Raw genomic sequence first — 25,253 nt, 5'->3', positions numbered from 1 at the left:
ATCGGCCTCTTTCACGTCAAGGCGTTACAGGTCCAGCGGATCAAAAGAAAAAGGGCCACTACTCGCGGCCCGTTTCATAAATGGGAGGATCGATACTTGACCAGTCGACCTAGTTGAGGCCGTAGGTGTTTTCGTCCAGCTTGCTGAAGATTTCCGCGTTGACCATATCCGAAGGGTCAGCAATTGAGCGTTTTTCCATCGCGCTTGCAGGCAGATCAGCCAAGAAGGTTGTGTGGAATGCTGTTAGGCAGTGTAAATAAATAAAGGTAGCAAGTATATTATCCTGCTCTTGGCGTAATCACGTAGTTCCATTCCCCGTGGAATCTGTTGCGCTTTATTTTAATCTCTTTCATTTGTTCGTCGCTGATCTTGCGCCCCTTGGGGTATTTGGATCGATCTACCCGGCAGGTGACGGTCAATCCCTTTGCTGTTTTTGTGTTCGCGATGAGATTAACAATGGTCTCGTAGTCACACAACGGCTCTCCACGCCAGTTCGATGAAATAAAGGAAAATAGCCGATGCTCGATCTTGTTCCATTTACTCGTGCCTGGAGGAAAATGGCAAACCGAAACACTCAAGCCGGTTTGATCTGCCAATTGCTGCAGCTCGAGTTTCCAAAGGCGCAATCGCCAACCATTGCTTCCGCCTCCGTCGGCGGTGATCTGCAGCCGGTCTGCCTTCGGGTAGAGATGCCGGCCTTCCTGCTCCCACCAACCCCGGATCGAGGCGACCGCAAATTCGCCGGTGTCATGGTCGGTACCGATATTGACGAAACCGGTGTGCATGGCGAATTACAAATATATGACGTGTATTCGGTCATTTGATCCTCCCCTGTACCGGATAGCAGGTGAAAAAATCACGATATCGATACAATTGCCGCCGGTCACAGCTTCTCACCTGGAGTTTGCGAAGACGGTTTGCGAGATTGTCAAACAATTGGTCACCGTATTGAGCCCGATCTTCTCCGTTGAGCTCATAGTGGTCGATGTACAATCCAATCGCCCAATTACGAAGTGTCAGGCCAACATTGACCGCGCGTACGGTACCGCGCCTGGCTTGTTGATCAATAGTGCTGATCCGGTTGTCGCCTCAGCGGCATGATCGTCGAACAAACGTTTATTGTCCACAGGCTCGGACTGCTCGGAACTGTCAGAGCGACCAGCTTCTTCGCTCCAGCCCATTTCCATTTTTTGACCAAACCAAAAAACGTGTGTGTGATCAACTACTTTATATCGTTACTCACAGAGTTATCCCCGCAAACTGTGGATAACTCGTGGCGGCCGTCTTCTGCAAGTTCTCAATCACGAAAAAGCGACACCACCCAACCCGCGAACCCTCCCATCACGCGTCACCGATGTCTTTATCAGCGGCCCCTTCCGGGTCCTTGGGTGGTTTAGCCATCTGTCGTTGCAGGCTGGCAATCAGCTCATCCTTATCAGCAAGCCGCGCCGTCATCATGCTCTGAAGCGTCTCCCCTTCCCGTTGCTCGGCCGTGCGCTGCGCGTTGAGAGTCAGCAACTGGGCTTCGGTACTCGCCAGCGACGACTGTGTGTTGTCGATCCGCACGGACAGGCCACTGTTGAGGGTGGTCAGATTGGTTTTCTCACGCTGCAGAGCGCCAAGCTGACTGCGCTGTTCAGCAAGGCTCGTTCGTGCCGTCGCCGCAGCTTCATTGAGCGCATCCAGGCTAGGGCGTGCAAAACGTGCTGAAAGTCCCGCTAAGCAAAGCGAACAAATTCAACAGGTTAAAAACCCTTGGCGAAAGTGTTCAATTCCTGGGGGTCCGGTCCTTTGGAGTAGACTGAGGATCGGCCAATCGTTAAAGGGATCCCTCTATGACCTGGGTACTCAAATTGGAAGAAGTATGTGATGGAAAAATCATTCGTCGTCAGAATGTTATGACCATTGAACAGCCTTCATCGATCGACACTGTCGATGACATTGGACTCCGCAGCCACGACGCCAAACGGCTGCTTTCAGCAATCCAACAAGCCGTTGCAACCTCCCAATTCAAGCGGGACGCCCAGCACCGCTCAACGTGTCGGGGTTGTGGTAAACCTCAGACGATAAAAGACTATCGGTCTCGGAATATAAACACTCTGTATGGGCGTATCACTGCGCGCTGTCCGCGATTTACCTGCTCGCTGTGCGGTTTGGCTGCTTTGCCAATGCTTGAGCGTTCAACCACCGAGTTTGATGAGATACGGGCTAAACTGGCAGCCTATTTGCCTTTTCGAGTGGCCAGCAATGTGCTGACCACCTTGCTACCGGCGGATTCGGGAGTCACGCACACTACCATCCGGAACAGGACTGCGCAGGTTGCAGCGGAATTGGAACGCAAAGATGCATTATCGTGTGTGAGTAGTAATAGTTCAAAAGCCACAGAGCTGATACTGGGCTTGGATACAGGTTTCGTTCGATCGACGACACCTGCTATCGCTCGCCATCATGGCGTGCTCGTGGGCTGCGTTGAGCACCAAGAGACGCGCCGGTATTTTACGGCTCGACGCAAGCTACCACCATGATCCGATCTCAGCTCAATGTGTCGGGCTACCATCAGAGCACCGATCTGACGGTACTGACAGATGGTGCGAAGGGTTTGAGAAATCTTGCACGCAGTGCCGTCGACGCGCCTATCACACCCATCCTGGACTGGTTCCATATCGCTATGCGGCTACAGCACATGCGACAAAAGGCCCGCGGACTCAGTACGCGGGTGCCCACCCATCGAGAAGCAAAGATGATTATCCAGGACGAGTTGGAGAAACTGCGTTGGCGCCTCTGGCACGGTCGAGTTTCGAGTGTCGAACAATTTCAACAAAAACTATCTTCGGCCATCCGTCGATTCCGATTTCATAACAAACCGCACCGGAAGGATCCACAAGGGTATCGAACGCTATGGGCGATGCTGCTCGAACTAAAAGCGTATGTCTGTAGCAACGAAGTGCTCATCCCCAACTATCATCGTCGACACCACGCAGGACAACGTGTATCGACGTCATTGGTCGAGTCAGCCGTCAACAGTCTGGTGAATCAACGCATGAACAAGCAACGACAAATGCGTTGGACCGAGAGTGGAATCCAGAGCGTGCTGCGAGTGAGGATGGCTCTGATCAACGGTGATTTCGAAAACCGAAATACCACTGATCAGCTCCAGAAACTTGAAATCACCACTCTGCCGCTAGCCGCATGACCCCCAGCATTTGAACACTCTCGATCCAGATAGCGTGGCTCGCCATCACAGCTTCTTTCCATGTTCTTCTCTGGCTTATGCAGAATCGTCTGATGCTGTTTGCAATGCGACCTCAGCAGCGGCACGCTCTTTGGTTAATTCCTTTTTCAGTTCAGATTCGGTCGGTAGATACAACTGGTAACGAGCCGCATGGACGGCCGGATCGGATTCAGGCAAGGTGATTTTCACCATCGCGTCATTCTTGTCCGAGCACAAGACGATACCGGCAGTCGGTGCATCTGATTCTTCGCGTTCGAATTGATCAAAGTAGTTGACATACATCTGCATTTGTCCAAGGTCCTGGTGTGTCAGCTTCCCTAGCTTCAAGTCGATCAAAATGAAACAACGAAGTAATCGATTGTAAAACACCAGGTCGACGTAAAAATGATCGCCATCGACCGTCAATCGCTTTTGTCGTCCGACGAAACAGAAGCCCTTGCCGAGCTCGAGTAGAAACGTCTCCAGCCGATCGATGATCGCCTGTTCCAAGTCGCGCTCGTGCCAGTGCGTGCGCTCCTCGAGACCAAGGAACTCCAGTACCATGGGATCCTTGATGGCATCAGCGGGCTTCTCAATAATCAGCCCTTGGCTCGACAAGGCTTTGACCGCAGCCTCGTCCCGGCTTTTGGTCAGTCGTTCATACAGCATCGAGCCGATCTGGCGCTCCAGTTCGCGCACTGACCAGGCGCCCTGCACCGCCTCGATTTCGTAGAAGCTGCGCGCCGGCTTCGAATCGATACGCATTAGCAGACAGTAGTGGCTCCAGCTCATTGCACTTGGAAACCGTGTTGATTCGCTAGTGAAAAGGCGCGACAGTGTCGCGCCTTTCTGAACGGGAGGCAAAAGGCTCGACGCCGTCGCGCCTTTTCCATCAGCAATCGCTGGCGAGCCTTCCGGGTAGGTCAAGTAAAACTGACGCATGCGTTTGACGTTGGAGTAACTGAATCCACGCCCGAACTGACTCTGCAGATTCTTGGCAACAGCGCGCATCAACACCTCGCCATAGTCTGCACGGGTCCGGCCAGCCTGGTCGGACTCAACGATTTCACGCCCCATGAGCCAGTACGCATGCACCATGGCGGTGTTGACCGAACGGGATACGTGCTCACGTGCCTGCTCGACAATGCTGACGAGTCGCTTTGTCAGCGCCTCGTTGTCCAGTTTGTCGCTCACCGTTCGGTAGTCACTATGTTGATGTCCTCGAGTGTTGACGCCTCAGCGGCATGATCGTCGAACAACCGTTGATTGTCCACATACTCGGACTGCTCGGAACCCTCAGGGCGGCCAGCTTCTTCGCCCTGCAATGTCTAATTTTTAACCAATCCAAAAACGTGTGTGCGCTCAACCACTTTCCACCCTTATACACAGAGTTATCCCGACAAACTGTGGATAACTCGGGGTGACCGCTCTCGGCAACTTTTCAATTACGAAAAAGCGACACCACCCAACCTGCGAACCCGCCAATCAGACGCCACCGGTATCGTTCTCAACGGGTGCATCCGGATCGTTGGGTGGTTCGGCAATCTGTTGTTGGAGGCTGGCAATCAGCTCGTCCTTGTCGGCGAGTCGCGACGTCATCATGCTCTGAAGCGTCTCCCTTTCCCGTTGTTCGGCCGTGCGCTGCGCGTTGAGTACCGACAACTGAGCTTCGGTACTTGCCAGCGACGACTGTGTGTTGTCGATCCGTACTGACAGGCCGCTGTTGAGGGTGGTCAGATTGGTGTTCTCCCGCTGTAGGGCATCCAGCTGACTGCGCTGTTCAGCCAGGCTCGTTCGCGCTGCAGTCGCGGCTTCATTGAGTGCATCCACTCGTTTTTCATGGGCTGAGCGTTGCTCACCGATCTCCCGACGCAGTGCCTGGGTCAATTCATCGGTTTGACGACGGACGCTGTCCAGTTCGACCCGCAATCCGTCACGCTCGGCCAGTGCTTCATCGCGTAACTGCTGACGTTCAGCGGCCAATGCCTGGGCTGCCTCTCGCTGGGTGTCCGTTCGGGCATGCGCCAGGCGTTCCTGCTCCAGAGCCGCGGTGGTTTGCTCGCGAGCGCTCTGCTCACTGGCCAGGGCTTTTTCCAAACCGATCAGTGTGGTTTGTGCCGCCTGCAGATGCTCCTGCGTGCGCACCGTCGCCGCCTCTGCCTGGGCCCTTGCCGCCTGCTCTGCTTTGAGATCCCGCTCGAACTGTTGCCGGGCGTCGTTGACCACCCTATCGGCTTCGAGGCCCAAGGCACGCCACAGTGTCTCGATCGCCTCGGTCACGCTTGCTGCGAGCGGCTCGGTCAGCGCACTGCCCGGCACCTCCCCGGCGTCGCTCTCCAGTTCACGCAGCAGCGGCCCCACCTGTGAAAAGCTGCCGCCGCCCAGATGCTTGATCACGGCGCGCTGGGACGCTTTGCGCCCCTGCGCGAGTAGCGCCTGCCGGGCGCTGGCCACCGAGTCGCGGGTGATGAGCGGTGTGTCGACCATGCGGAAGAGCCCTCGAAGTAGCGGTCGCTGCCGGTGGCGCGCGCACCGCCCAGCGCTGATAACGGATGTCTTACGGACGTTAAGGCGAATATTCCAACTATGTCTAATGTAGCATATACGCTACATGTATCGATACTGCTACGACTAATGCACGAGAAGTTTCCCTTCTCAGGTGTTATATTGATAGTGAATTCCGATCGACTGAAAACGCAATAACGAGAATGCCCGAGACCCAGCCTGATGTTCTTCCTCGTGAAACTCAGGACGATTTGGAAGTAAAAGCCCGAGATTTCAGGGTTAAAACCAAATACATCGCTAAAAAACCTTATATATCCGGTGCTTGGAGAGATATAAGGGAGTTCAACCGAGAGTTAGCGTATGACGATTTCCGACAAAGTGACACTCACGGGCGAGATCGATGCTCCAGAATCCGAAATCTGGACGGTAGAAGGTCGTCCCTCGCCCGCCCTCACCACCGCGCTGGACTCAGCCCGCGATTACGCCACCGCCAGTCGAAGTGATGCCACTTGGCGCGCGTATGCACACGACTGGCAGCGGTTTGCCAGCTGGTGCGAGTCCGTCGGTCAATCAGCCCTACCTGCCAGTGCCAGCACGATCTGCGCGTTTTTGGCCACAGAGGCAGACGCAGGATTGGCCGCCGCTACCCTCGACCGCCGACTGGCGGCCATTCGAGTCGTGCATCAGGGTAATCAGCAGACGTCGGCCCACGATGCGCCAGCTGTGCGCGAGGTGATGCGTGGTATTCGCAACCGGCAAAAGGGTCGGCCTTCGCCGAAAAAAGCGCCGCTGATCGATACCGACCTGACCTTACTGGTCGACACAATGGATACGACCACGCTGGCAGGCGCACGAGATCGGGCACTGCTGTTGATCGGCTTCGCCGCCGCCCTGCGACGCTCGGAGCTGGTTGGCATCGATGTAGAGCACCTGGCATTCCGTCCAGAAGGACTGACACTCATGATTCCGTTCTCAAAGACCGATCAAGCCGGTAAGGGGGCCCAGATTGCGGTACCGGCCATTCCCCTATCGGATTACTGCCCGGTGGCTGCGTTGAAGGCCTGGCTTGCGGTTGCAGGACTCACTGAAGGGGCTGTGTTCCGGCGGTTGCGACGCGGCCCGCGCGTAGGCCAGGATCGACTGTCCGACAGCACCGTGGCCAAACTCATCAAACAATGCGCCAAAAACGCTGGCCATGAGAACGTGTCAATGTTCGCTGGACACAGTCTGCGACGCGGATTTATCACCACCGCCGCCAGGAATCGCGCGGATGTCTTTGCGATCGCCGCCCAGTCGCGGCACCGGTCATTAGACACCGTACGGGAATATGTGGACGCAGAGACGCGTTTCGATAATCACCCAGGGCTGAAGATGTTTCAATGACGCATCTGCGCGAGAGCATGGAGAGTTGCAAATCATGACGATTTTTCGCGCTATTTAGCAATTCTCCATACATAGGAGCTGGAGGAGGCAGGCATTCGGCCAGATACTATTGCTATCACACCGAAGGTGCCGCCATTGTATTGTTGTGCGTGATGTGTTTTATGTTGACAACCCCGCCCTGAAAGAGCGGGCTTTTCACTCAATCTGTTAAAGCTGTTGACATATCAGTGACCAAGAAAACAGCATCCGGATGCTGCAGTTGCTCATGCAGGATAGCTGTCTTGCAGCATTACGATTTTAACTTAGGGGTCGTGAAATAATTAACTATACTTTTCGGTTGGTCCTGCGCCTGCCCGGCAAGGCGTGAGGAGGGCGAATAGCGGGCTATTCAACCGACAAACAACGCAGAAGGGCAGGATGCAGGGGCGACTGAAAAGTATAGTTTATTGTTTCACGACCCCTTAGTCGTCCAGGTCAAAGCACTGCAGGCCAAAGCGCTGCAGATCCTCATCGGCGATCAATCCCATTGTATGCATTACGCGCAATTGATACAGAGCCTTGGATCGGCTATGCCCATCGAAGGCTTTTGCCATCGAGCGATTGCGCTTATCGATCAACGCATACACCGCGAGATACCGCTCATGGGCAGTGCGTGCCATGTCCGCACTCAACGCTGCTGATTCTGCCAGTATCGACGCACAGTAACGCTCCAGCGCGTCGGCTTTCAGCGCCTTGAAGGCGCGCCAGTCTTTCTCGGACATCGGTTCCATTGGTTAATCACTCCGGCTCGAAAGGGATTCAGTCTCATACAGAGCTATAAGCCGCGTCAACCATATCAAACTCCAAGACGTTCTCCTTGGTGGAAAAATCGCGCCATGATCTGTTCGCCTGATGACATCGCACTCAACGCTGTATCACCCGATCGTCGGCTATACCACGTGGCGATGGGGTTTGAGTACCGTCACAAGACTTGTCCGGGGTTGTAGCGACAGCAACGTTGTACTTCATCGGTATTCTTGACACATCCTGAGGCCGCGAAGTTCATCAGCAGAACAGCAAAGTCACCACGAGTAATCCACCTTATCTTGCTTGTACAGGTATGCAGTTTGTATCTTCCGCATCTTTTTTACTGCTTGCCCCTCGGCGTGTCCTCCTCCAGCGTGCCCTCCTCGAATTGAACCCATGCCTACACCCATTGTCCTGAATCAGCCGCAGCCGAAACACAGCCCGATTGAGGATGTACAAGGTTTTGCGATCTCCCTGATCACTACCGCCATCGGCTTGTCGATCATCGCGCAACTGGGGTTCATCACGGGGCAAACGGCGGGCCTGGCGCTTGTCATTTCCTACCTGACGGGCTGGTCGTTTTCCTGGGTCTTCTGGTTGATCAATCTGCCTTTCTATGCGCTTGCCTGGACGCGAATGGGTCGGGAATTCACGCTGAAGTCGGTAGCCTGCGTAACGATACTCAGCTTGCTAATGGCACAGATTCCGAACTGGCTGAGCTTCGACTACATCAACCCGCTCTTTGGCATCATCACCTTTGGCATCCTGACGGGATATGGCCTACTTGGCACCTTCAGGCACAAAGGCAGCCTCGGCGGTCTCGGCGTCATTGCGCTGTATGCACAGGAGCATTTCGGGGTGCGCGCCGGGTTGGTGCAACTGGCCTTCGATGCAGTCCTGTTCGCCGTTGCCTTCACGCTGTTCGAGCCTTCGCGCGTGTGGTACTCATTGCTCGGTGCACTGATCCTCAGTGCTGTCATCGCCTTCAATCATCGCGGCGACCGCTATATCGCAGACTAAGACCATCGCTCAGGCATTGCAGTGTTATTCAGCTACTTTTTTCGATGCCCAGACCTGCGCGACCAATTGGATAACAGACATGCCTAAAAGTGACTTCAGAACAAGGAAGCGAGCAGCCATTTTTTCACTGAGAGATGAGCAGGTTTCTGCTCAACATACTGCCGTTTGGGGACGGGCGGTGGCGTTGCTGCTCATTGCACTTTTGGTGACCATTATGGTGCCATGGCCTGGGCCGCTTTATTTGTACCTGCTCCTACTGGTATTTGCATTGCTGGGCTATGGCGCTTGGCTTATTTCTATCGGCCAAGTCTGGTGATGTGGGGCGGGTTATCTGCTGCTGTTAGCTGGACAATTGGAGTTGCCTGGTTGCTGCAGTTGCCTGATACAGTGTTTTTATCTTCTGGCGATATAAGCTTGGACGCGGCGCTCAATATCTACGCGCAACCCACTTACGTTGATCTTGTAGTACGAGTTCAGGAAGTTGTCGTTCTACTAATCGCAGCAGGGCTACTGGCGTTGAGATGCACACGCCCACGCAGACTATCGAGCTACTTCGTGAAGTACACGGAATCCTGGCAGAGGTTATTTTTCGTCATGATGGCACCTTGGATAAATATATTGGCGATGGTCTGATGGCGACCTTCGGCACACCTGAACCCAGCTCGAACGACGCTTCAAATGCACTGATGGCAGCGATCGAAATGTCCAACGCGTTTGAATCCTGGCAGACGCGACGCTTCATTTCAAACGGTGAGCAACTGAAGCTGGCTGTTGGTGTCCACTATGGCACGGTCGTCATCGGTGATATCGGCAGCCAGGAGAGGCTTGAATTCGCGGTACTTGGAGACGCTGTCAACGTGGCGAGTCGACTGGAATCTGCCACCAGAGATTTGGGATGCAAATACTTGATAATCCAGGAACTGGTTGATGCCTCGACAACGGAAAACCTGGCCGAAATCGCCTCGTATCGAGATCAACTGGACGCTCATGACCCCATTCAACTACGTGGACGCAGCGGTGAAGTGCCGATATTGGTTCTTCGCTAAAGATTAGTCTTCATCACTCAGCTATCCTTCAGGTGGCTCCGGACCCATTAGTTCACTTGCTGTCAAACTATTGGAGCTGATAAAGTATCAAGGACATGGAGGGCATTTTCTGGCTTCAATGCTTTAACAACCCTTACAACCTGATTCTGCATCAAGAGGTAGTGACATGTTCTGGACAATCTTCGTATTTGCGCTTGGCTGGTTAGCGGGTCGAAACTGGGAGCAAGTGAAATTATTTGCCCGCAATAAATTGAATGCGAGTAAAAAAATTTCGGGGAAAGCCACGAGAATCGAGCCTGATTGATAGGCTGTAAAGCTGACACAGTGTTCTTATGAGACGGTTTGACGCTTGCATGTCAGATCGTGATGCCCCCGTCTATGTTGATTGCCTGCCCATTCATGAACGCCCCGTCGTCTGAGGCTAGAAATGCGCAAAGACCGGCAATCTCCTCAGGTGTGCCGAAACGACCAGCTGGCTGGCGGTCGATGAAGAACTTAACGGCTTCGTCACGGTTCTTCATTGTGTCAGCCAGATCATTGATCCGATCCTGCAGGCTTGGACTATCAACAGTACCGGGGCAAACCGAATTGCAACGAATGCCATTGCCGATATAGTCTAACGAAAAAGGCACTGTCCAACGTGATCGCGCAGGATCTGCGCCAATCATCGTAACTACATTCCTCAATTGTTCCCTGATGGACATATCCGACGGCATGAACCAAGATATCAATACGGTCGAATTTGTCAAAATAAGTTTGCACCGCAGCATCGTCGGTTGCGTCAAGAACAGCGCTCTCCACGCCGGCCAGACTCATAAGCAGATCACCGTTCAGATCGCTGGCATGTACCAAGGCTCCTTCGGAGCGCAATCGTTCTGCAACTGCCCGGCCAATCCCCTGTGCAGCGGCGGTCACTACAGCAGTCTTGCCTTTCAAACGTTGAGTCAGATCCATTAATTGTCCTCCTGGAGACGGGGTGTGTGACCTGAGATTGCTCGCCCAGGCCCTCGATGCCCAAAGCGACAGGACAGGCGGATCATGTCCAGCCTGCATCAACTACCAGCGTTTGATTTGTCACTGCACGTGACGCATCTGAAGTCAGCATGATAACCATTTCAGCAATGTCTTCCGGTTCGATAAAACTCGTTAAACATTGGCTGCTTTTAATTCTCTGTTCAAACTCGGGGGTCAACCAATTATCCACTTGTCGTTGAGTACGGACGAAACCCGGTAACAGGCAGTTCACCCGTATTCCCGCTGGACCCAGTTCGCGTGCAAGCGAGTGAGTCAATCCTTCGATAGCCGCTTTCGAAGCAACGTAGGCTGGAGCGCTTTCAAGTCCGACCCGCCATGCAATGGAGCTCATATTCACGATAGCGCCGGCACCTTTTTTTCGCATGCCCGGAATCACTGCTTGTGTTGAAAAAAACTGGTGGTCAAGGTTAACTGCCAATTGTTCGCGCCAATAAGCAGGGGTCACCGATGCAATTTCATGTCGGTCATCCCGCGCGGCATTGTTGACCAGCACGTCAAAATCTCCGACCATTGCAGCGGTTTCAGCAAACCGGTTGGTGAGCGCTTCGATATCGGTCAAATCGAGAGCCCGGAAATGAACTCTGTTTCCCAGGCTCTCAGCAAGCGCTGCACCAGCAAGCTCGTCTTTGTCAAAAAATACAACGTGCGCGCCTTGATTATGAAACGCGGTGACAATCGCCGCACCAATGCCACTGGCACCTCCCGTAACGGCGACGACCTTACCGGCAAGATCAGGATAAATCGCATGAGTGCTTGTCACAATCTGTTCTCCGTAATTGGATCAAACAAACATATTTTTCTCATATCGATGGCAAGTTCCATCCGCTCGCCCTGTTCAGGAGTGTCATCTGGCTCACAACTTACGATGGCTGTCTGACCAGAGATTGTTGTCATTAGGATTGTTTCGGAGCCGGTCGGTTCGACCATGTCCACATGCGCCTCAACCAGAACCGAGATGCCGCCCACTCGCTCCGCACGATTCTGAGAGGCAGGACTGAAATGTTCAGGACGGACACCGAAACAAACTTTCTGTCCTTGTTGAAGTGCTGTGAATTTCCCTTCAGGCAACGGCAGTACTTCGCCACTACTGCCAGCCAGAATCAGCCCCTTGCCCTCTTTTACTACCGTCGCGTCCAGAAAATTCATAGTGGGTGATCCCATGAAGCCTGCAACAAAACGATTCACCGGCTGTTCGTAGATCACCTTTGGCGTATCGTATTGTTGCAACAGCCCTTTGTGCATCACCGCTATGCGGCTTGCCAAGGTCATTGCTTCTATCTGATCATGGGTCACATAGACGGTTGTCTTGCCGACATTCTGATGGAGCTTCTTGATCTCGGTGCGCATCTCGATCCGAAGCTTGGCATCCAGATTGGAAAGTGGTTCGTCGAATAAAAACAATTTTGGATTCCGAACAAGTGCCCTGCCCATGGCAACACGCTGACGCTGCCCGCCTGACAACTGACTCGGTTTGCGCTTCAATAGAGGTTCAATCTGCAATAATGCAGCCACACGCGCCACTTCCCGATTCTGTTCGGCTTTAGGCACTCGCCGACTTTCCATGCCAAAGGTCATGTTCTCTCGCACGGTCATGGTTGGATAAAGAGCGTAGCTTTGAAACACCATGGCAATGTCGCGATCTTTGGGTGCCTCGTTGTTCACCACTCGATCCTCAATACGAATCTCACCGAACGTTATGTCCTCAAGACCCGCTATTAGCGAAAGCAGCGTGGATTTTCCACAACCTGACGGTCCAACCAGCGCAACGAACTCGCCAGGTTTCGCCTCAAGATTTATATCGGTCAGGACTTCCACACTCCCGTAGCTTTTGCGCAACTCGCTGATTAACAGTGAGGACATAACGAATCTCCTATTTGACTGCGCCTTGTGTGAGGCCACGAACGAAATATTTTCCGCCAACTACATAAATGACGAGGGGTGGCAGAGCTGACATGATCACGGCAGCAGCTTCTACGTTGTACGCGCGGACACCGGTACCTGAGCCTGAGAAGGCAACCAGTGCGGATGTGATCGGCTGATTGGCACCGGAGGTAAATACCGTACCGAACAGGAATTCATTCCAGATGCCAGTAAATTGCCAGATGACTGTGACGATGATTATCGGTGGCGAGAGTGGCAGAATGATACGTCGGAATATCCGCCAGAATCCGGCGCCGTCGATGCGCGCGGCTTTGATGAGATCATCCGGAACAGCTAAAAAATAGTTCCGACAGAATAAAGTCGTGAACGATAGCCCCTGGATGGTGTGAATCAGAACCAATCCGCTAATCGTATTGGACAGTCCGATGGAACCCAGAACAAATGCCCAGGGTAACAAGGTCATTTGCGCTGGAAGAAAAACACCCAGAGTGATCAATCCAAAAAGAATGTCCGCTCCCTTGAATCGCCATTTTGAAAGCGCATAACCGTTGATCAACCCCAATACGGTTGAGATGATCGTCGCAGGAACAGCCATCAACAGTGAATTCATGAAGAAACGAGACACACCTTCGCACGTGCCACCGATACAGAATGTTCCCCATGCTTCTACCCAATATTGCGACGACAAGCTACTCGGAATATCAATAAAGCCAGTTCGGACAATATCTTCGAGTGGCCGCATGGAATTCATCAGCAGGATCGCCAACGGTGCCAGGTAGTAGATCGAGAACAGGACAAGCAGCCCATAAATGATGGCTTTCGAGGTAATGCGCCTCCTTAGACTGCCAGTGGACAAAGGATCGAATTCGATATGAGTGTCTACTTCAGCCATGGGTGTTTTCCTCACCGCGACGGCGGTAACTCATATAAAGCGCATACGGGATCAACACAACGGCCAAGGCAACCAGGATCATGACGGCTGCCGCCGACCCTTGCGCAATCTGGCCGCGTTGAAACATCAGGTCATAGACCACTATTGCCGGAACTGTTGTTGAAACGCCAGGCCCACCTTGTGTCAATGCCACCACCAGATCATAGGTTTTGATGGCGAACTGCAGTAGCACCACGGCGACAGCAAGAAAAATAGGCCAGATAGATGGGAGGATGACACGACGATAGGTGCGTGCCATGGAGGCACCATCTATTTGTGCCGCTTTTATAGTGTCACCATCTACTGCCCTCAGACCTGCAAGAATCAGTGCCATTGCAAAGCCGGAGGCATGCCAGATGCCGGTTATGACAACGACGTACAAGGCTAGATCTCGATCGGTAATCCAGTTGAACTGAGCGCTAAGCCAGCCCATATCGTGCAGTGCCAGTTCCACACCGGTTTGCGGGTGAAAAATCCAACGCCAGACTGTACCTGTCACGATGAACGATATAGCCAGGGGGTAAAGAAATATCGTTCGCCACACAGCTTCGAACCGGACGCGCTGATCAATCAGAATCGCCAGCAATGTGCCTATAAACAAGGCACCTAGTACATACAGTGACCCAAAGATAAACAGATTCTGATAAGCAACAGTCCAGCGCTTGCTTTTCCAGAGTGCGACGTACTCACCGAATCCGCCGAATGATGGATCGGGGAGCAACGTCGATGTTGATACAGAGAGCCACAGTGTCCACAGGGAGAAAACAACGACATACATCGCCATCGCCACTACTGTGGGCACCAGTACGATTTGGGGCAGGTAATCCTGAATCAGTTGAGTTACAGATCGCTTGTTTGTATTACTGTCCGGCATTCAGTATTCTCCGATCGTTAAAGCGGCGCCGCCTCGTCCGACGCGGCGTCGACTGGTGCTGAATTTACTGTTGGATCTCTACAGCATCCGCAAGCTGGTTGGCAGCCTCTTCGGGACTGATGGATGAATCCGCGACATACTCAGTGATGACTTCCATCATTGCACCGCGGAATTTTTGCAGTACCGTCATGTTGTGCGCTAACGAACGCACCAGCGTGCCTTCAGCGACAGACGCTTTCAGATCAGCCAAGCCTTTTTGCTGGCACTGGGTGAAACCGCCTTTTGACAGATCGATATCTGTGCGCGCCGGAATCGAGCCTTTGGCCACATTGAAGGTCACCTGAAACTCAGGCGACATGATGGTTTCAGCCAATAGCTTCTGGCCATCAATATAGTCCTGATCCTTTTGCTCGAAGAAGACAACCGAATCTGCAATCAGAATGAATCCATTGCCGCCCCAGTCCACTGGTGTTTGGGTGCACACGTAGTCCACATCTTCCTTGTAGCCTGCTGCATTGGCTGATGCGACGGTCCAATCTCCCATCAGAAAGAAGGCGGCCTTGGCATCCATGGTCATCGCCATGGACTGCTCCCAGGAGCGGCCGTTGATTCCATCGTCCATATAACCGACCATCTTCCGTAGCTGTGCGAAGGCGTCGATCATGCCCTGGCTGCGCATAGCGTCGGTATCCGCTTCCTGAAATGCCTTGCGATAAAGATCGATATCCATGCCATAAACAACACTGTCAAATGTGGTGGTGTCTGACCAGTCAGCTGCTCCGTGTGCAATGCAGATCTTGCCTGCGGCGATAACTTTTTCGCAAGCGGTATTGAAATCCTCCCAGGTTTTGGGAATCTCGATATCAAGATCATCCATAATCTTCTTTGAGGAATAGAGCCAGTTGACGCGATGAATATTCATCGGTGCCGCTACCCAGTTTCCAGTTGGCTTCATGACAGCAGTCAGCTCTGGGGCAACCACAGCATCCCAGCCCTGAGCCTCAGCTACATCGTCAAGGTTGGCAGTGCGCCCGGTCTTGTTCCACTCGGCTATTTCCGGGCCTTTGAGCTGGACTGCGGCCGGTGCATTACCCGATACAACATCCGAACGCAGCTTGGCAAGCGTATTCGAAGTATGGCCTGAGATTGCTGTCTGTTCCCATGTTCCCCCCCTTTCCTCAAACATCTCGCCTAGCTTGGCGATTGCTGCGGCTTCTGAGCCTTGGGCCCATTGGTGCAACATATTGGTTTTGGGCTCGGCGTGCGCTGTGGAAATACCCAACCCAACGGCTGCGGTAAAAGCTGTTGCTTTGCAAAAGTTGATGGCTATGTTGGTTTTCATCTAATTTCCTTGTGTTGATGGTCTGTTGAAAAATACGACTCTCAAGGCGTTTACTCCAAGCATTAACCCGGTGGTGAGCCCGGCAATGGCATCAGTATATACAGTTATTGTTCACGTGAACAAATATTATCAACTTAATATATCGAATTTTTTCTGTATTAAAATCCGTACGCAGCACTGATAGGGTTTGCGGGCTTTCGGCACACGCAAAGTCGTAACAATCGCTATTCACTTTCAAGACTACGCAGTGCGCACCGGTGAATGAGATTGCACGGTGGCATTAAAGCGCACGAGTCATGGGTGAAATACGACTGCACTGACATCAATAGGCAGCGGTATTTGCCAGCCGCACGTTTGTCAGTTGCACGAAAGTAATTTAGCCGCCCTGCACTATGAGCCCAACGAAGGGCTCACGAAATCGCCTACTTATGTTATGCGCAAATTGCCGCGAAGTAAAAGCCTGGCACCCAGCTCCACGGTTTCTGGCGAAGCTTCGGTTTGTGCCGACGAGTCCTCCGCCAGCAATTCACTTGCTCGTAAGGCCAGTTCGTCGACAGGAACTTCGATGGTGGAAACCCCGCCGTTTACACGAGCATAGAAGGAAGGATCGCCATAGCCAACAAAACCGATATCACGAGACGGGTGGATCTCGCGCTCCATCAGAACGCTCAGAGCACCATTGGAAATTTCAAATCCACCGCACACCATGGCGGTGACCTCACCGGCGTCAAGTAGCTTCACTGTGTTATAGCGCCCCATCTCGAACGATGGTGCTCCGGTGAGAACAAACCGTTTGGTCCATTTAAGCTTCGCGCTCTTGAGTCCGTGTTTGAATGCCTGAAGTCGCTCACGACCCGACGATAAGCCTGCATCCGCACCAATATACCCGATCGATTGATGCCCTCGCCTGGCCAGCTCCACAACCGCGTCATGCAGCGCGCTGTGATCATCAACAAGGAGCGCAAAACTTGGCGTACTCATGGGCCGCTGTCGTATCAGCTGAATAACCCGCATGGACTTCAATAAAGTCTCAAGGTCTTTTGACTCACCTGGAGCCGGCACCATGACAACAGCCCTTGCCTGCACTTCACACAGGCGTTCCAGAGACTTTCGCTCAAGCTCTGTATCGTCACCGGTCAGGTGGATGATCAAATGCAGAGAGCGCTCGCGGCAGCACTGTGACAAAGTGTTGGCAAATCGAGCGTAGAACTCGTTGATTATATTGGGCAACAACAGGCCGACGATGTCGGTCTTGTCTCCACGCATGGTGTTGGCTGCGGCGCTTTTTACATAGCCTAACTCCTGCGCCCGCTTCAGCACCGCTTCGCGGGTAGCCTTCTGAACATTGGGGTGACCCGACAGAGCCCTTGAAACGGTCATGTGCGAAATGCCGAGATCTTTACCGATTGATTTTATCGTGACGCGGCCCAATGGAACTTTACTCCTGGAAAAAAGTGACAAGTAGTTGATAGATCATCTTGACACTGTTCTGATTCTGGGTAAAGATGTATGTTCACGTGAACATAGCCAGGTGTTGTCTTGTCTGTCCAATTAGAAGCGCGTTGCAGAGAACTAATCTCGGAATTGGGACTGGGCGAGGCAGCAGAAGTCCAGAGTGTTCATCCTCTGACCGGAGGTGTGTCATCTGATATTGCCCGAGTCGTTCTCGACTCCCGGCAAATTTGCATTAAATTTGCCATTCCCAAATTGAAAGTCGCCGAAGATTGGCATGCGCCAGTACACCGCAACGCGGCAGAGTACAGGTGGCTGCAAACCGCCGCCGACATTCTGCCCAGCGGCGCCGTACAACTGCTGGGCCGCTCCGAAAAGCTTCACGGCTTTGCCATGGAGTTCATCAGCGGCGACGATGTCTATCTGTGGAAATCCGCTCTGTTGGCGGAAGCGCCTGATCACGGCGAAGCCACAGCGGTTGGCGATATTCTCGGTCGCATTCACGCAGCATCCTCGCTCGCAGAGTTTGACACCTCACAGTTTCACAATCGCGATGATTTTCGCGCACTGCGCATCGAACCTTATTTGAGCTTCACCGCTTTGCAGCATTCGGAACTGGCAACACACCTTGATGCCTTGGCGTGCATGTTGTACCAGTCTGAGCAAGTGCTTGTACACGGAGACGTCAGCCCGAAAAACATCTTGTTTCGCACCGGCGGACCGGTAATGCTGGACGCCGAGTGCGCAACCATGGGAGACGCCAGCTTCGATCCCTCGTTTTGTCTGAATCACCTGGTGCTGAAAGCTGCCCTGCTACCTGATTCGCGCGCTCGCCTGCTGGCGAACGCTGCCGACTTATGGCGCGCCTATGCGGCTCATATCAGTTGGGAACCTGCTGAACAAGTACAAACACGGATATGCAGCCTGTTGCCCGCGTTGATGTTGGCCCGGATCGACGGGAAATCTCCAGTAGAGTATCTGGATGACGATAAACGCCGCCTTGTTCGAAAACTGGCGATCCACTTGATACGCCATCCCGTTTCTGAGCTAGACCAGGCACTCGAACATATTTCCACAGCATTGAAGGAGCATTACGCGTGACAACGATCAAGTCCATCTATGGCCGCCGAGTCTGGGACTCGCGGGGCAACCCCACTGTTGAAGTTGACGTGACTCTGGACAACGGACTCGTCGGCCGAGCCATAGCCCCTGCAGGTGCCTCGCGTGGCAGCCGCGAGGCGATAGATCTTCGCGATGGCGGCGTCGCGTTGCGAGGAAAAAACGTGATGCAGGCGCTTGACAGTGTCAACGGCCCTATCGCTGCAGCAATGCGTGGCATGGAGGTACAAGATCAACAAGCTATCGATAACGCCCTGCTGGCGCTGGACAGCTCGTCTTTCAAGGAAGTGCTCGGTGGCAACGCAACCGTCGCCACCTCCCTGGCAGTACTACACGCAGCCGCCGCCGACACGGGTAAACCGCTGTGGCGCCATGTTGCCGATCTCTACAACTGCACGCCCTCGATTCCATTGCCAGAAATTCAAATATTTGGCGGTGGCGCCCACGCGGGGCGACGGGTCGACATTCAGGATTTCATGATCATGGTTCCTGGCGCCAGCTCATTCGACGAAGTGATGGAAGTAACCAGCGAGATCTACTTCGCCGCTGGAGATATTCTGGCTTCGCGGGGCAAAGCCGCTGGCGTCGCCGACGAAGGAGGTTGGTGGCCGATGTTTGATTCCAATGAGGAGGCGTTGGAGACGCTGGTCCTGGCCATTGAAAAAGCCGGTGAAAAACCTGGAGATCGCGTCGTGATTTCACTGGACATCGCCGCCTCCGAGTTTGCAAAAAAGGGTCGGTACAGGCTTGCACTTGAGGATCGGGAAATGGACTCCAGCGCACTGATCGAAATGCTTGGTGGCTGGCTGAATGACTACCCTATCGTCTCCATTGAAGATCCGGTGAGCGAAGACGATCCAGAGGGTATGGCCGAGTTTACTCGCCGTTTCGGCGATCAGGTGCAAATTATCGGCGACGATTACCTTGTCACCAACGCCACCCTTGTCGAAGAGGCAGCGGCAGCCGGAGCTTGCAACGCGGTACTGATAAAAGTCAATCAGGCGGGAACGGTCAGTGAATCCATCGACACCTACCTGGCAGCTCAAAAAGCTGGCTGGGGTGCAGTGGTGTCAGCTCGCTCTGGCGAATCTGAAGACACATCGATCAGCCATCTGGCAACCGGTCTGGGTGCTGGGCAACTCAAAGTAGGCTCTTTCCAACGTTCCGAGCGCATGGCCAAATGGAACGAATGCCTGCGCATTCAAGAGCAGCTTGGTGCAGGTTCTTTTGTCGGCGGCGCATCGCTGCGACGTACCTGGTGGGGCAAACAACAAGGATCAAAAGGGGTGTGGTGATCGGCAAGCCCGCGCTGAATCAGCGAATCGCGCAAAAAATCTTGTCGCGCGATAACCACTTATTTGTAGCTTGAACAATTTCAAACAGGACTAGATTCATGAATACATTGGACCTTAAAGGGCGCAAGGCAGTTATCACTGGCGGCGGACGTGGCATGGGCTTTGGCATCGCCCAGCGCTTTCTTCAAAGTGGTGCTTCTGTAGCGCTGTGGGATATCAGCGAGGATACCCTCGCAAATGCGCATAAGCAGCTATCCTCCTTGGGCAAGGTAATCACTCAGCGAGTGGACGTGGGTGACTACGCCAGCGTCGAAGCCGGCGCAGCCGCCGTTGCGCAGGAATTAGGCGGGATCGACCTGCTGGTCAACGCCGCCGGTATTGCCGGGGTCAATACACCCTTGGTGGACTACCCCTTGGACACCTGGAACTCGGTGATAAACATCAACCTCAATGGCAGCTTTCACACCAGCCGAGCAATTGTGCCTTACATGCTCAAGGGCGACTATGGGCGCATCGTCAATATCGCCTCCATGGCGGGTAAAGACGGCAACCCCAACGCGTCTGCCTATTCAGTGTCAAAGGCGGGTGTGATTTGCCTGACAAAAAGCCTGGGCAAAGAACTGGCCAACACGGGAATACGAGTCAACGTAATCTGCCCTGCCGTGATAAAGACCGAAATGCTGGACGACGTCTCCGAAGCGCAAATAAGCTATATGTTGTCCAAGATACCAATGGGACGCATGGGTTCAGTGGAAGAGATTTCTGCCATGGTGGGTTGGATGTGCAGCGAGGAATGTTCCTACACCACCGGCGCGGTGTTCGACCTGTCAGGTGGACGGGCTACCTACTAAACTGCCAATGATGCAGGATTTGCCAACACGAGGAGCCTTCAGTGAAAGTGGTTGTTTAACGCTTGACCAAAATGGTAATGGAAGCGGGAGTGTGGTTACGAAATATGCACTCGTGGTCCACAAGCTTCCTGGTCGATAGCTGGCACCTAACTCAACATGCTCGTTTTAGCGGAACGTGGAAACCCCGTATTGCCGCTGCCTCGGCAGGACAGTCTGATGTGAGAGGTTGGAAAAAGCGAATGCTTCGCTGTAATGACGGGGGCTGGTGATAGTCGCTGCCTATCCGATCCGCATCCTCTATCGTCCCCTATATAAGAGAATGACCGGATAGTGGCGTAGTGGTGTGCATTTTTTCGGCGCCTGAAAAGCGATTGTCAGCCCCACCACGCCAGTACGTCTTGGCGGATCATAGCGCGGTGCCGAGTAAGCGTTGCTGGGCATAGCGCTGGGCAGTCTTGCTACCTCGATGGGCTACCTGCTCCATCAGTTCAGCATGTCGAGCCTCGGCCTGAAATCGACGATCGCCACGTCCGCGCTTCCATGGTTACCTCGATCGACCGACACCGGGAAAGGCTTTGCCTATTGATGTAAATGTTGCGGGACCAATTGTGCTTATCTGAATGAGGGGCATCTCATGCTGGCGCAACGTGATACTTTTCTAGGCGATGCTGACCCCGTTAGACACCGGTATACAAGTTCCTGTATACGCCAAAGAACCACACCACAAGGGCTGCGATGGCACTTGATGGGACTATTTTATTGGTTGCGTCGTGTGGCAACTGACAATCGTCATCTGACTGAGAATCAAAGGCCTCTTCAAACCACTGTCTCAACCACCCCTTCAATCACACTATTGCGCAGCCGCATTGCCTCCGAATAATCATCATCCTCAAATCCTTCGCGCTTCAAAGCAACAGGCTCACCCATCAGTTCATTGATAGCCACTTCAATCTGATTCAACTCAACTCGGAAGAACTCCTTTCGGTTATTGACTACATTCACGCGCTTACCATCAAAATGCCGGTGCAGCTCATTCTCCAGCTTGGGCGCGTCTTCCGAGTAAATGATGCCGTGCACGTCGAATGAGAATGGCACACTCGCATCCCCCAACTCCTTTACACGGTCCATCGGTTCCAGTCTGCGTGTCAGACCGATCTTGTAAATACCCTTGCCGAATGAACCTTCATTGCTGATTACGTAAATGAATCCGCAACGTGTCTGCTGCGCCATACTCATGGCGCGCTGTTCATTCTGACGTGCGCCTTCCAGCATTTCCTCCAGATACCGGAATCTTTCCTGTTGCTCCAGAGTCTGCCCGCCCGTGGCCTCCGAGATTTCCCTTCGCGCTTTCTCCAGCATCTGCTGATAGGCCTTCTCTTCATCCTGTGCTTTTTTCAGGGCGGCTTTGTATTCACGCTGAGCCTTACGCTCCTCTCTCAACTGCTCTCGTTGCTGTCGCTGCTCATCAGCCTCTTCCTTAGCCTTGTACTTGTCCTGATAAATGAGCGTGCACTCACGCAGCTTGGATTCCACGTATTCCAGTGATACTCCGAAGCGCTGATCATTCATCAACTTCTCAAGATCATGAGCCAGCTTGCCGACGCGTTCAACAGTTTTTGCATAGTTTGAATGCCGTACGGTAGCAAACAACTTGTCACACTCTAGGTTGAATGCTCTTATCAACAATTTTCCGTGCCGAGACGCCTGCGTGCGTTCGGATGCATCCTTCAATGCATCCAATCCCGTCAGTTCTTTCTTCTCGCTGATAAGCGCTTTTTGAAAATCTCGCTCGCGCTTGACCTCTATCTTGAAGCGATCACTACTCTGATGCAGGTATTCCGGTTCTGCGTAATGCGCGTAAGCAACCAGGTTATTCTGGCGATCGTACAGATCAAGCTCTAACCTTAGATTCTGCAACTGCCGCTCTACACGCACCAGCTCATCTGATTTCTCAACTACTTTCCAATTCAGGTTCGCAAAGTGTTCGTGCAGTGGTCCGGTATTATCCAGAACACTCACGATATCTGAATGCCGAGCCTCCAACTGTACAACGTTGTCCTGTAGGTCAGCCTGCCGCCGTTGCAGCGCTTCGTAGACAGGTCGCATCTCGGCAGCTCTCTGCGATACCGTACTGACCTCTGCGGTCAATTGCTGCAGATCATTCTTTGCCCGGTGCCTCTGGCGTGCCGTCTCATCCTGCCACTCTACGAGCTGAAATTGCTGTTCCACAAACTCGCTATTGAGCTCTTCCAGCGACCGGTACACTCGGTTATAGCGATGACGAAACCGGCGAATCCTGTATCGAGTAACGAAATAGCAAACAAGTAAAAAGGTGATCAGACCAGCAACCGTGGCCAAAAGATCGGTAATGGGCAATTGAAGATACCCATCTATCAACGCCCACCGGGACGATTCATTCAGTAGCTGTTCCATACTATTCAACCACTGAATCGATATACCGTTTACACAACTTGTCGCGAGCCTGCACCCGTCGTTCGAGTGCCTTCTTACCTGCATCAATAACAGCTTGGCGTGCAGCCTTATCGACTTCCTTTAGCGCCTTGATAACAAGGCGACCAAAACTTCGTGCCATGGTCGCGTCCTACAAATTCAATGATAGATATGATCAGCGAACCACCGCGCCAGTCAGTTGGGCTTATCTCAAACCAAAGACGTTCACCTGTCTAAGCTGCAATATATCAGACAGGTATCATCAAGGTCCACCCGTGTCATCTCCTCTTTTCCTCTTTATCCATCTGCGCGAAAAACCTCGTCCTTCAGGGCGGGGATGGATAGCGCGAGAGGCGAAGCCTCTCTGTTGTGTTAGCGCGGTGTTCGTTGCTGTTCGATGTATTGTCTGATCAGGCCAATCGGAGCTCCACCACAACTGCTGGCAAAGTACGAAGGAGACCATAGTGCATTACCCCACAGTTTGTTTTTGATGCTCGGATAATCTGCTTTTCTTACTCGGCGACTAGATACCCCCTTCAGACTGTTGACCAGGCCAGATACTGGCACCTTGGGTGGGTAGTTAACCAGAAGATGGACATGATCGTCTTCACCATTAAACTCCACCAGAGTGGCTTCAAAGTCTTCACATACCTTGGTGAAGGTGATCTTCAAGTCATCGAGAATTTTCTTGGTGAAGACATCACGACGATACTTTGTGACGAAGACCAAGTGGACATGCATAATAAATACACAGTGTCTTCCTGTGCGAATAGTCGTATCTTTGCTCATAGGCCAATAGTATAATAAATGCATGGAACGCCTTCAAGCCTACAAATTCGAACTACGTACCAACGGCGAACAACTGGGTAAGTTGCGACAGTTTGCCGGTAGTTGCCGATTTGTCTATAACAGGGCACTGGGTTTGCAGCAGGAGAACCACAAGGCCGGATTGAAGTATATAGGCTATGTGCCCATGGCCAATCGCCTGCCGAAGTGGCGAAAGGAAGAAGGCAGCTGCTGGCTCAAGAATGCGTCGGCCCACCCGTTACAGCAGTCACTGCGGGATCTTGATCGTGCGTTTCAGAATTTCTTTGCCGGGCGGGCAGGATTTCCCCGGTTCAAGAAAAAAGGCGACGGCGACAGTTTTCGATACCCTGAACCCAAACAATTCAAACTGGATCAAGCCAACAATCGTGTGTTTCTGCCCAAACTAGGCTGGATTCGCTACCGCAACAGTCGAAAGGTGCTGGGTACGTTACGCAATATCACGATCAGTGAGCGTTGTGGCAAGTGGTTTTTTTCTGTGCAGACAGTACGCGAGGTGGAAGCGTCACAACACCCCTCCACGAGTTTGGTGGGTATTGATATGGGCATCAAGGTATTCGCTGCACAGAGTGACGGAGAGAATCATCTGCCGCTCAACAGCTTTGCAACGTATCAAAGAAAGCTTGCCCGGGAGCAACGCTCACTGGCGCGTAAAAAGAAATTTTCCAACAACTGGAGAAAGCAGAAAGACAGGGTTGCCCGACTATACCGACGTATTGCCAATGCCCGAGCCGACTATTTGCACAAGAAGACACACACCATCAGCAATAACCACGCAGTCGTGTGTATCGAAGATCTGAAAGTGGCCAATATGTCTCGTTCGGCGTCGGGTAGTCAGGCATTGCCGGGCAAGAACGTGAAGGCCAAGTCCGGTCTCAACCGTGCCATTCTGGACCAGGGGTGGGGCGAATTCCGACGTCAGTTAGGCTACAAGCTTGGTTGGGCAGGAGGAGAGCTGATTGTCGTCCCGGCTCAGTACACGAGTCAGCAATGCTCTTGCTGTGGGCACATAGCGAAGGAAAACCGACAGAGCCAGGCAGGTTTCTGCTGCCAGAGCTGTGGGTATTCGGACAACGCTGATACCAATGCAGCAAAAAATATAGAAGCGGCGGGACACGCCGTGTTGGCCTGTGGAGGGGATGTCAGACCTGAATTACGAGAGCATGTCATTCAGGCGGCCCCAGTGAAACAGGAACCCGCTGAAGCGATTTGGGCAATAGCCTGAACGCCGTAGGAATCCTCTTCC

At 53.0% G+C, this 25,253-nt stretch carries 26 protein-coding genes and 2 pseudogenes; 11 read left to right on the top strand and 17 right to left on the bottom strand.

Annotated features, from left to right (window positions below; genetic code table 11):
- Window positions 1-278 precede the first annotated feature (278 nt).
- The 4 genes and pseudogenes from IMCC3135_RS16540 to IMCC3135_RS16530 all read right to left on the bottom strand — a co-directional run.
- A pseudogene (locus IMCC3135_RS16540) lies at window positions 279-782 on the bottom strand (ISAzo13 family transposase); the annotation flags it as partial.
- Window positions 783-816: 34 nt separating this feature from the next.
- Window positions 817-1,020, bottom strand: a complete 204-nt coding sequence (locus tag IMCC3135_RS35540) for a DUF1016 N-terminal domain-containing protein (RefSeq protein ID WP_418251445.1) — start codon at window positions 1,018-1,020, stop codon at window positions 817-819.
- Window positions 1,017-1,187, bottom strand: coding sequence for a hypothetical protein (locus tag IMCC3135_RS34140; protein ID WP_157736048.1), 171 nt, complete (start codon window positions 1,185-1,187; stop codon window positions 1,017-1,019). Before IMCC3135_RS34140 ends, IMCC3135_RS35540 begins: the two co-directional genes overlap by 4 nt.
- Window positions 1,188-1,341: 154 nt before the next feature.
- Window positions 1,342-1,566, bottom strand: coding sequence for a hypothetical protein (locus tag IMCC3135_RS16530; RefSeq protein ID WP_088918628.1), 225 nt, complete (start codon window positions 1,564-1,566; stop codon window positions 1,342-1,344).
- A 602-nt stretch (window positions 1,567-2,168) separates the two neighbouring features.
- On the opposite strand from IMCC3135_RS16530, the gene IMCC3135_RS34135 reads away from it, so the two are divergent.
- A complete protein-coding gene (locus IMCC3135_RS34135) occupies window positions 2,169-2,525 on the top strand; it encodes a hypothetical protein (RefSeq protein WP_157736047.1) in 357 nt (118 codons plus the stop codon).
- Window positions 2,522-3,193, top strand: a complete 672-nt coding sequence (locus IMCC3135_RS16520; protein WP_088918626.1) for a hypothetical protein — start codon at window positions 2,522-2,524, stop codon at window positions 3,191-3,193. Before IMCC3135_RS34135 ends, IMCC3135_RS16520 begins: the two co-directional genes overlap by 4 nt.
- 75 nt (window positions 3,194-3,268) lie before the next feature.
- Here the strand turns inward: IMCC3135_RS16520 and IMCC3135_RS16515 are convergent, their stop codons facing one another.
- Both IMCC3135_RS16515 and IMCC3135_RS16510 read right to left on the bottom strand, forming a co-directional pair.
- Window positions 3,269-4,405 (bottom strand): PDDEXK nuclease domain-containing protein, encoded by a 1,137-nt coding sequence (locus tag IMCC3135_RS16515; protein WP_169727474.1) that lies wholly within the window; start codon window positions 4,403-4,405, stop codon window positions 3,269-3,271.
- A 291-nt stretch (window positions 4,406-4,696) separates the two neighbouring features.
- Window positions 4,697-5,665, bottom strand: a complete 969-nt coding sequence (locus IMCC3135_RS16510; protein ID WP_157736046.1) for a DNA-binding protein — start codon at window positions 5,663-5,665, stop codon at window positions 4,697-4,699.
- Window positions 5,666-6,076: 411 nt separating this feature from the next.
- Between IMCC3135_RS16510 and IMCC3135_RS16505 the strand changes: the two genes are divergently transcribed.
- Window positions 6,077-7,099, top strand: a complete 1,023-nt coding sequence (locus tag IMCC3135_RS16505) for a site-specific integrase (RefSeq protein ID WP_088918624.1) — start codon at window positions 6,077-6,079, stop codon at window positions 7,097-7,099.
- Between the two features lie 461 nt (window positions 7,100-7,560).
- Here the strand turns inward: IMCC3135_RS16505 and IMCC3135_RS16500 are convergent, their stop codons facing one another.
- Window positions 7,561-7,869 carry a hypothetical protein gene (locus IMCC3135_RS16500; protein WP_088918623.1) on the bottom strand — a complete coding sequence of 103 codons (309 nt, stop codon included), beginning with the start codon at window positions 7,867-7,869 and terminating at the stop codon, window positions 7,561-7,563.
- Window positions 7,870-8,281: 412 nt separating this feature from the next.
- Between IMCC3135_RS16500 and IMCC3135_RS16495 the strand changes: the two genes are divergently transcribed.
- The 4 genes from IMCC3135_RS16495 to IMCC3135_RS34130 all read left to right on the top strand — a co-directional run bounded on the left by IMCC3135_RS16495 (window position 8,282) and on the right by IMCC3135_RS34130 (window position 10,255).
- A complete protein-coding gene (locus IMCC3135_RS16495; RefSeq protein ID WP_088918622.1) occupies window positions 8,282-8,905 on the top strand; it encodes a YitT family protein in 624 nt (207 codons plus the stop codon).
- A gap of 79 nt (window positions 8,906-8,984) precedes the next feature.
- A complete protein-coding gene (locus IMCC3135_RS16490; RefSeq protein ID WP_088918621.1) occupies window positions 8,985-9,221 on the top strand; it encodes a hypothetical protein in 237 nt (78 codons plus the stop codon).
- 205 nt (window positions 9,222-9,426) lie between these two features.
- Complete coding sequence (locus IMCC3135_RS16485; protein WP_088918620.1) at window positions 9,427-9,951, top strand: adenylate/guanylate cyclase domain-containing protein; 525 nt, start codon at window positions 9,427-9,429, stop codon at window positions 9,949-9,951.
- A 166-nt stretch (window positions 9,952-10,117) separates the two neighbouring features.
- Window positions 10,118-10,255 (top strand): hypothetical protein, encoded by a 138-nt coding sequence (locus IMCC3135_RS34130; protein WP_157736045.1) that lies wholly within the window; start codon window positions 10,118-10,120, stop codon window positions 10,253-10,255.
- 52 nt (window positions 10,256-10,307) lie between these two features.
- Here the strand turns inward: IMCC3135_RS34130 and IMCC3135_RS35535 are convergent.
- From IMCC3135_RS35535 to IMCC3135_RS16450, 7 genes and pseudogenes are all read right to left on the bottom strand, one after another.
- Window positions 10,308-10,905: pseudogene (locus IMCC3135_RS35535) on the bottom strand (SDR family oxidoreductase).
- An 82-nt stretch (window positions 10,906-10,987) separates the two neighbouring features.
- The gene (locus tag IMCC3135_RS16475; protein ID WP_205738085.1) at window positions 10,988-11,746 is read right to left on the bottom strand and encodes an SDR family NAD(P)-dependent oxidoreductase; all 759 of its coding nucleotides are present in this window, start codon (window positions 11,744-11,746) and stop codon (window positions 10,988-10,990) included.
- Window positions 11,743-12,846, bottom strand: coding sequence for an ABC transporter ATP-binding protein (locus tag IMCC3135_RS16470; protein ID WP_088918618.1), 1,104 nt, complete (start codon window positions 12,844-12,846; stop codon window positions 11,743-11,745). The genes IMCC3135_RS16475 and IMCC3135_RS16470 overlap by 4 nt, the downstream gene beginning before the upstream one ends.
- Before the next feature lie 10 nt (window positions 12,847-12,856).
- Window positions 12,857-13,759, bottom strand: a complete 903-nt coding sequence (locus tag IMCC3135_RS16465) for a carbohydrate ABC transporter permease (protein ID WP_088918617.1) — start codon at window positions 13,757-13,759, stop codon at window positions 12,857-12,859.
- Window positions 13,752-14,672, bottom strand: coding sequence for a carbohydrate ABC transporter permease (locus IMCC3135_RS16460; RefSeq protein ID WP_088918616.1), 921 nt, complete (start codon window positions 14,670-14,672; stop codon window positions 13,752-13,754). Before IMCC3135_RS16460 ends, IMCC3135_RS16465 begins: the two co-directional genes overlap by 8 nt.
- A 64-nt stretch (window positions 14,673-14,736) precedes the next feature.
- Window positions 14,737-16,014, bottom strand: a complete 1,278-nt coding sequence (locus IMCC3135_RS16455) for an ABC transporter substrate-binding protein (RefSeq protein ID WP_088918615.1) — start codon at window positions 16,012-16,014, stop codon at window positions 14,737-14,739.
- A 426-nt stretch (window positions 16,015-16,440) separates the two neighbouring features.
- Entirely contained in the window at window positions 16,441-17,445 is a 1,005-nt protein-coding gene (locus IMCC3135_RS16450) for a LacI family DNA-binding transcriptional regulator (protein ID WP_257790413.1), read from the bottom strand.
- A 108-nt stretch (window positions 17,446-17,553) separates the two neighbouring features.
- Here IMCC3135_RS16450 and IMCC3135_RS16445 point away from each other — a divergent pair, with 108 nt between their 5' ends.
- The 3 genes from IMCC3135_RS16445 (at window position 17,554) to IMCC3135_RS16435 (ending at window position 20,731) form a co-directional block, all read left to right on the top strand.
- Window positions 17,554-18,567: a phosphotransferase family protein gene (locus IMCC3135_RS16445; protein WP_088918614.1), complete on the top strand. Its 1,014-nt coding sequence runs from the start codon at window positions 17,554-17,556 to the stop codon at window positions 18,565-18,567.
- On the top strand, window positions 18,564-19,880 hold the full coding sequence (gene eno / locus IMCC3135_RS16440) for a phosphopyruvate hydratase (protein WP_088918613.1): 1,317 nt from the start codon (window positions 18,564-18,566) through the stop codon (window positions 19,878-19,880). The genes IMCC3135_RS16445 and eno overlap by 4 nt, the downstream gene beginning before the upstream one ends.
- Window positions 19,881-19,978: 98 nt before the next feature.
- Window positions 19,979-20,731, top strand: coding sequence for an SDR family NAD(P)-dependent oxidoreductase (locus IMCC3135_RS16435; RefSeq protein WP_088918612.1), 753 nt, complete (start codon window positions 19,979-19,981; stop codon window positions 20,729-20,731).
- An 816-nt stretch (window positions 20,732-21,547) separates the two neighbouring features.
- Here IMCC3135_RS16435 and IMCC3135_RS16430 read toward each other — a convergent pair.
- From IMCC3135_RS16430 to tnpA, 3 genes are all read right to left on the bottom strand, one after another.
- The gene (locus tag IMCC3135_RS16430; RefSeq protein ID WP_169727473.1) at window positions 21,548-23,164 is read right to left on the bottom strand and encodes an SNIPE associated domain-containing protein; all 1,617 of its coding nucleotides are present in this window, start codon (window positions 23,162-23,164) and stop codon (window positions 21,548-21,550) included.
- Window position 23,165: 1 nt separating this feature from the next.
- Window positions 23,166-23,324 carry a hypothetical protein gene (locus IMCC3135_RS34520; protein ID WP_169727472.1) on the bottom strand — a complete coding sequence of 53 codons (159 nt, stop codon included), beginning with the start codon at window positions 23,322-23,324 and terminating at the stop codon, window positions 23,166-23,168.
- Window positions 23,325-23,554: 230 nt separating this feature from the next.
- Window positions 23,555-23,971 (bottom strand): IS200/IS605 family transposase, encoded by a 417-nt coding sequence (gene tnpA, locus IMCC3135_RS16425; RefSeq protein ID WP_088918610.1) that lies wholly within the window; start codon window positions 23,969-23,971, stop codon window positions 23,555-23,557.
- 22 nt (window positions 23,972-23,993) lie between these two features.
- Here tnpA and IMCC3135_RS16420 point away from each other — a divergent pair, with 22 nt between their 5' ends.
- Window positions 23,994-25,232, top strand: coding sequence for an RNA-guided endonuclease InsQ/TnpB family protein (locus tag IMCC3135_RS16420; protein WP_088918609.1), 1,239 nt, complete (start codon window positions 23,994-23,996; stop codon window positions 25,230-25,232).
- The last annotated feature ends 21 nt before the right edge of the window (window positions 25,233-25,253 follow it).

Source organism: Granulosicoccus antarcticus IMCC3135, assembly GCF_002215215.1.
Classification (GTDB): domain Bacteria; phylum Pseudomonadota; class Gammaproteobacteria; order Granulosicoccales; family Granulosicoccaceae; genus Granulosicoccus; species Granulosicoccus antarcticus.
Note: the sequence above shows the minus strand (reverse complement) of the source record. Positions and strands in the feature narration are given on the sequence as shown.

Bases quoted from the DNA above. Each gene is read 5' to 3' on its own strand.
- IMCC3135_RS34140 (WP_157736048.1), bottom strand. From the start codon at position 1,187: ATGGAAATGGGCTGGAGCGAAGAAGCTGGTCGCTCTGACAGTTCCGAG.
- IMCC3135_RS34135 (WP_157736047.1), top strand. From the start codon at position 2,169: ATGCTTGAGCGTTCAACCACCGAGTTTGATGAGATACGGGCTAAACTG.
- IMCC3135_RS16520 (WP_088918626.1), top strand. From the start codon at position 2,522: ATGATCCGATCTCAGCTCAATGTGTCGGGCTACCATCAGAGCACCGAT.
- IMCC3135_RS16505 (WP_088918624.1), top strand. From the start codon at position 6,077: ATGACGATTTCCGACAAAGTGACACTCACGGGCGAGATCGATGCTCCA.
- IMCC3135_RS16500 (WP_088918623.1), bottom strand. From the start codon at position 7,869: ATGGAACCGATGTCCGAGAAAGACTGGCGCGCCTTCAAGGCGCTGAAA.
- IMCC3135_RS16495 (WP_088918622.1), top strand. From the start codon at position 8,282: ATGCCTACACCCATTGTCCTGAATCAGCCGCAGCCGAAACACAGCCCG.
- IMCC3135_RS16490 (WP_088918621.1), top strand. From the start codon at position 8,985: ATGCCTAAAAGTGACTTCAGAACAAGGAAGCGAGCAGCCATTTTTTCA.
- IMCC3135_RS16485 (WP_088918620.1), top strand. From the start codon at position 9,427: ATGCACACGCCCACGCAGACTATCGAGCTACTTCGTGAAGTACACGGA.
- IMCC3135_RS34130 (WP_157736045.1), top strand. From the start codon at position 10,118: ATGTTCTGGACAATCTTCGTATTTGCGCTTGGCTGGTTAGCGGGTCGA.
- IMCC3135_RS16470 (WP_088918618.1), bottom strand. From the start codon at position 12,846: ATGTCCTCACTGTTAATCAGCGAGTTGCGCAAAAGCTACGGGAGTGTG.
- IMCC3135_RS16465 (WP_088918617.1), bottom strand. From the start codon at position 13,759: ATGGCTGAAGTAGACACTCATATCGAATTCGATCCTTTGTCCACTGGC.
- IMCC3135_RS16460 (WP_088918616.1), bottom strand. From the start codon at position 14,672: ATGCCGGACAGTAATACAAACAAGCGATCTGTAACTCAACTGATTCAG.
- IMCC3135_RS16455 (WP_088918615.1), bottom strand. From the start codon at position 16,014: ATGAAAACCAACATAGCCATCAACTTTTGCAAAGCAACAGCTTTTACC.
- IMCC3135_RS16435 (WP_088918612.1), top strand. From the start codon at position 19,979: ATGAATACATTGGACCTTAAAGGGCGCAAGGCAGTTATCACTGGCGGC.
- IMCC3135_RS16430 (WP_169727473.1), bottom strand. From the start codon at position 23,164: ATGGAACAGCTACTGAATGAATCGTCCCGGTGGGCGTTGATAGATGGG.
- IMCC3135_RS34520 (WP_169727472.1), bottom strand. From the start codon at position 23,324: ATGGCACGAAGTTTTGGTCGCCTTGTTATCAAGGCGCTAAAGGAAGTC.
- tnpA (WP_088918610.1), bottom strand. From the start codon at position 23,971: ATGAGCAAAGATACGACTATTCGCACAGGAAGACACTGTGTATTTATT.
- IMCC3135_RS16420 (WP_088918609.1), top strand. From the start codon at position 23,994: ATGGAACGCCTTCAAGCCTACAAATTCGAACTACGTACCAACGGCGAA.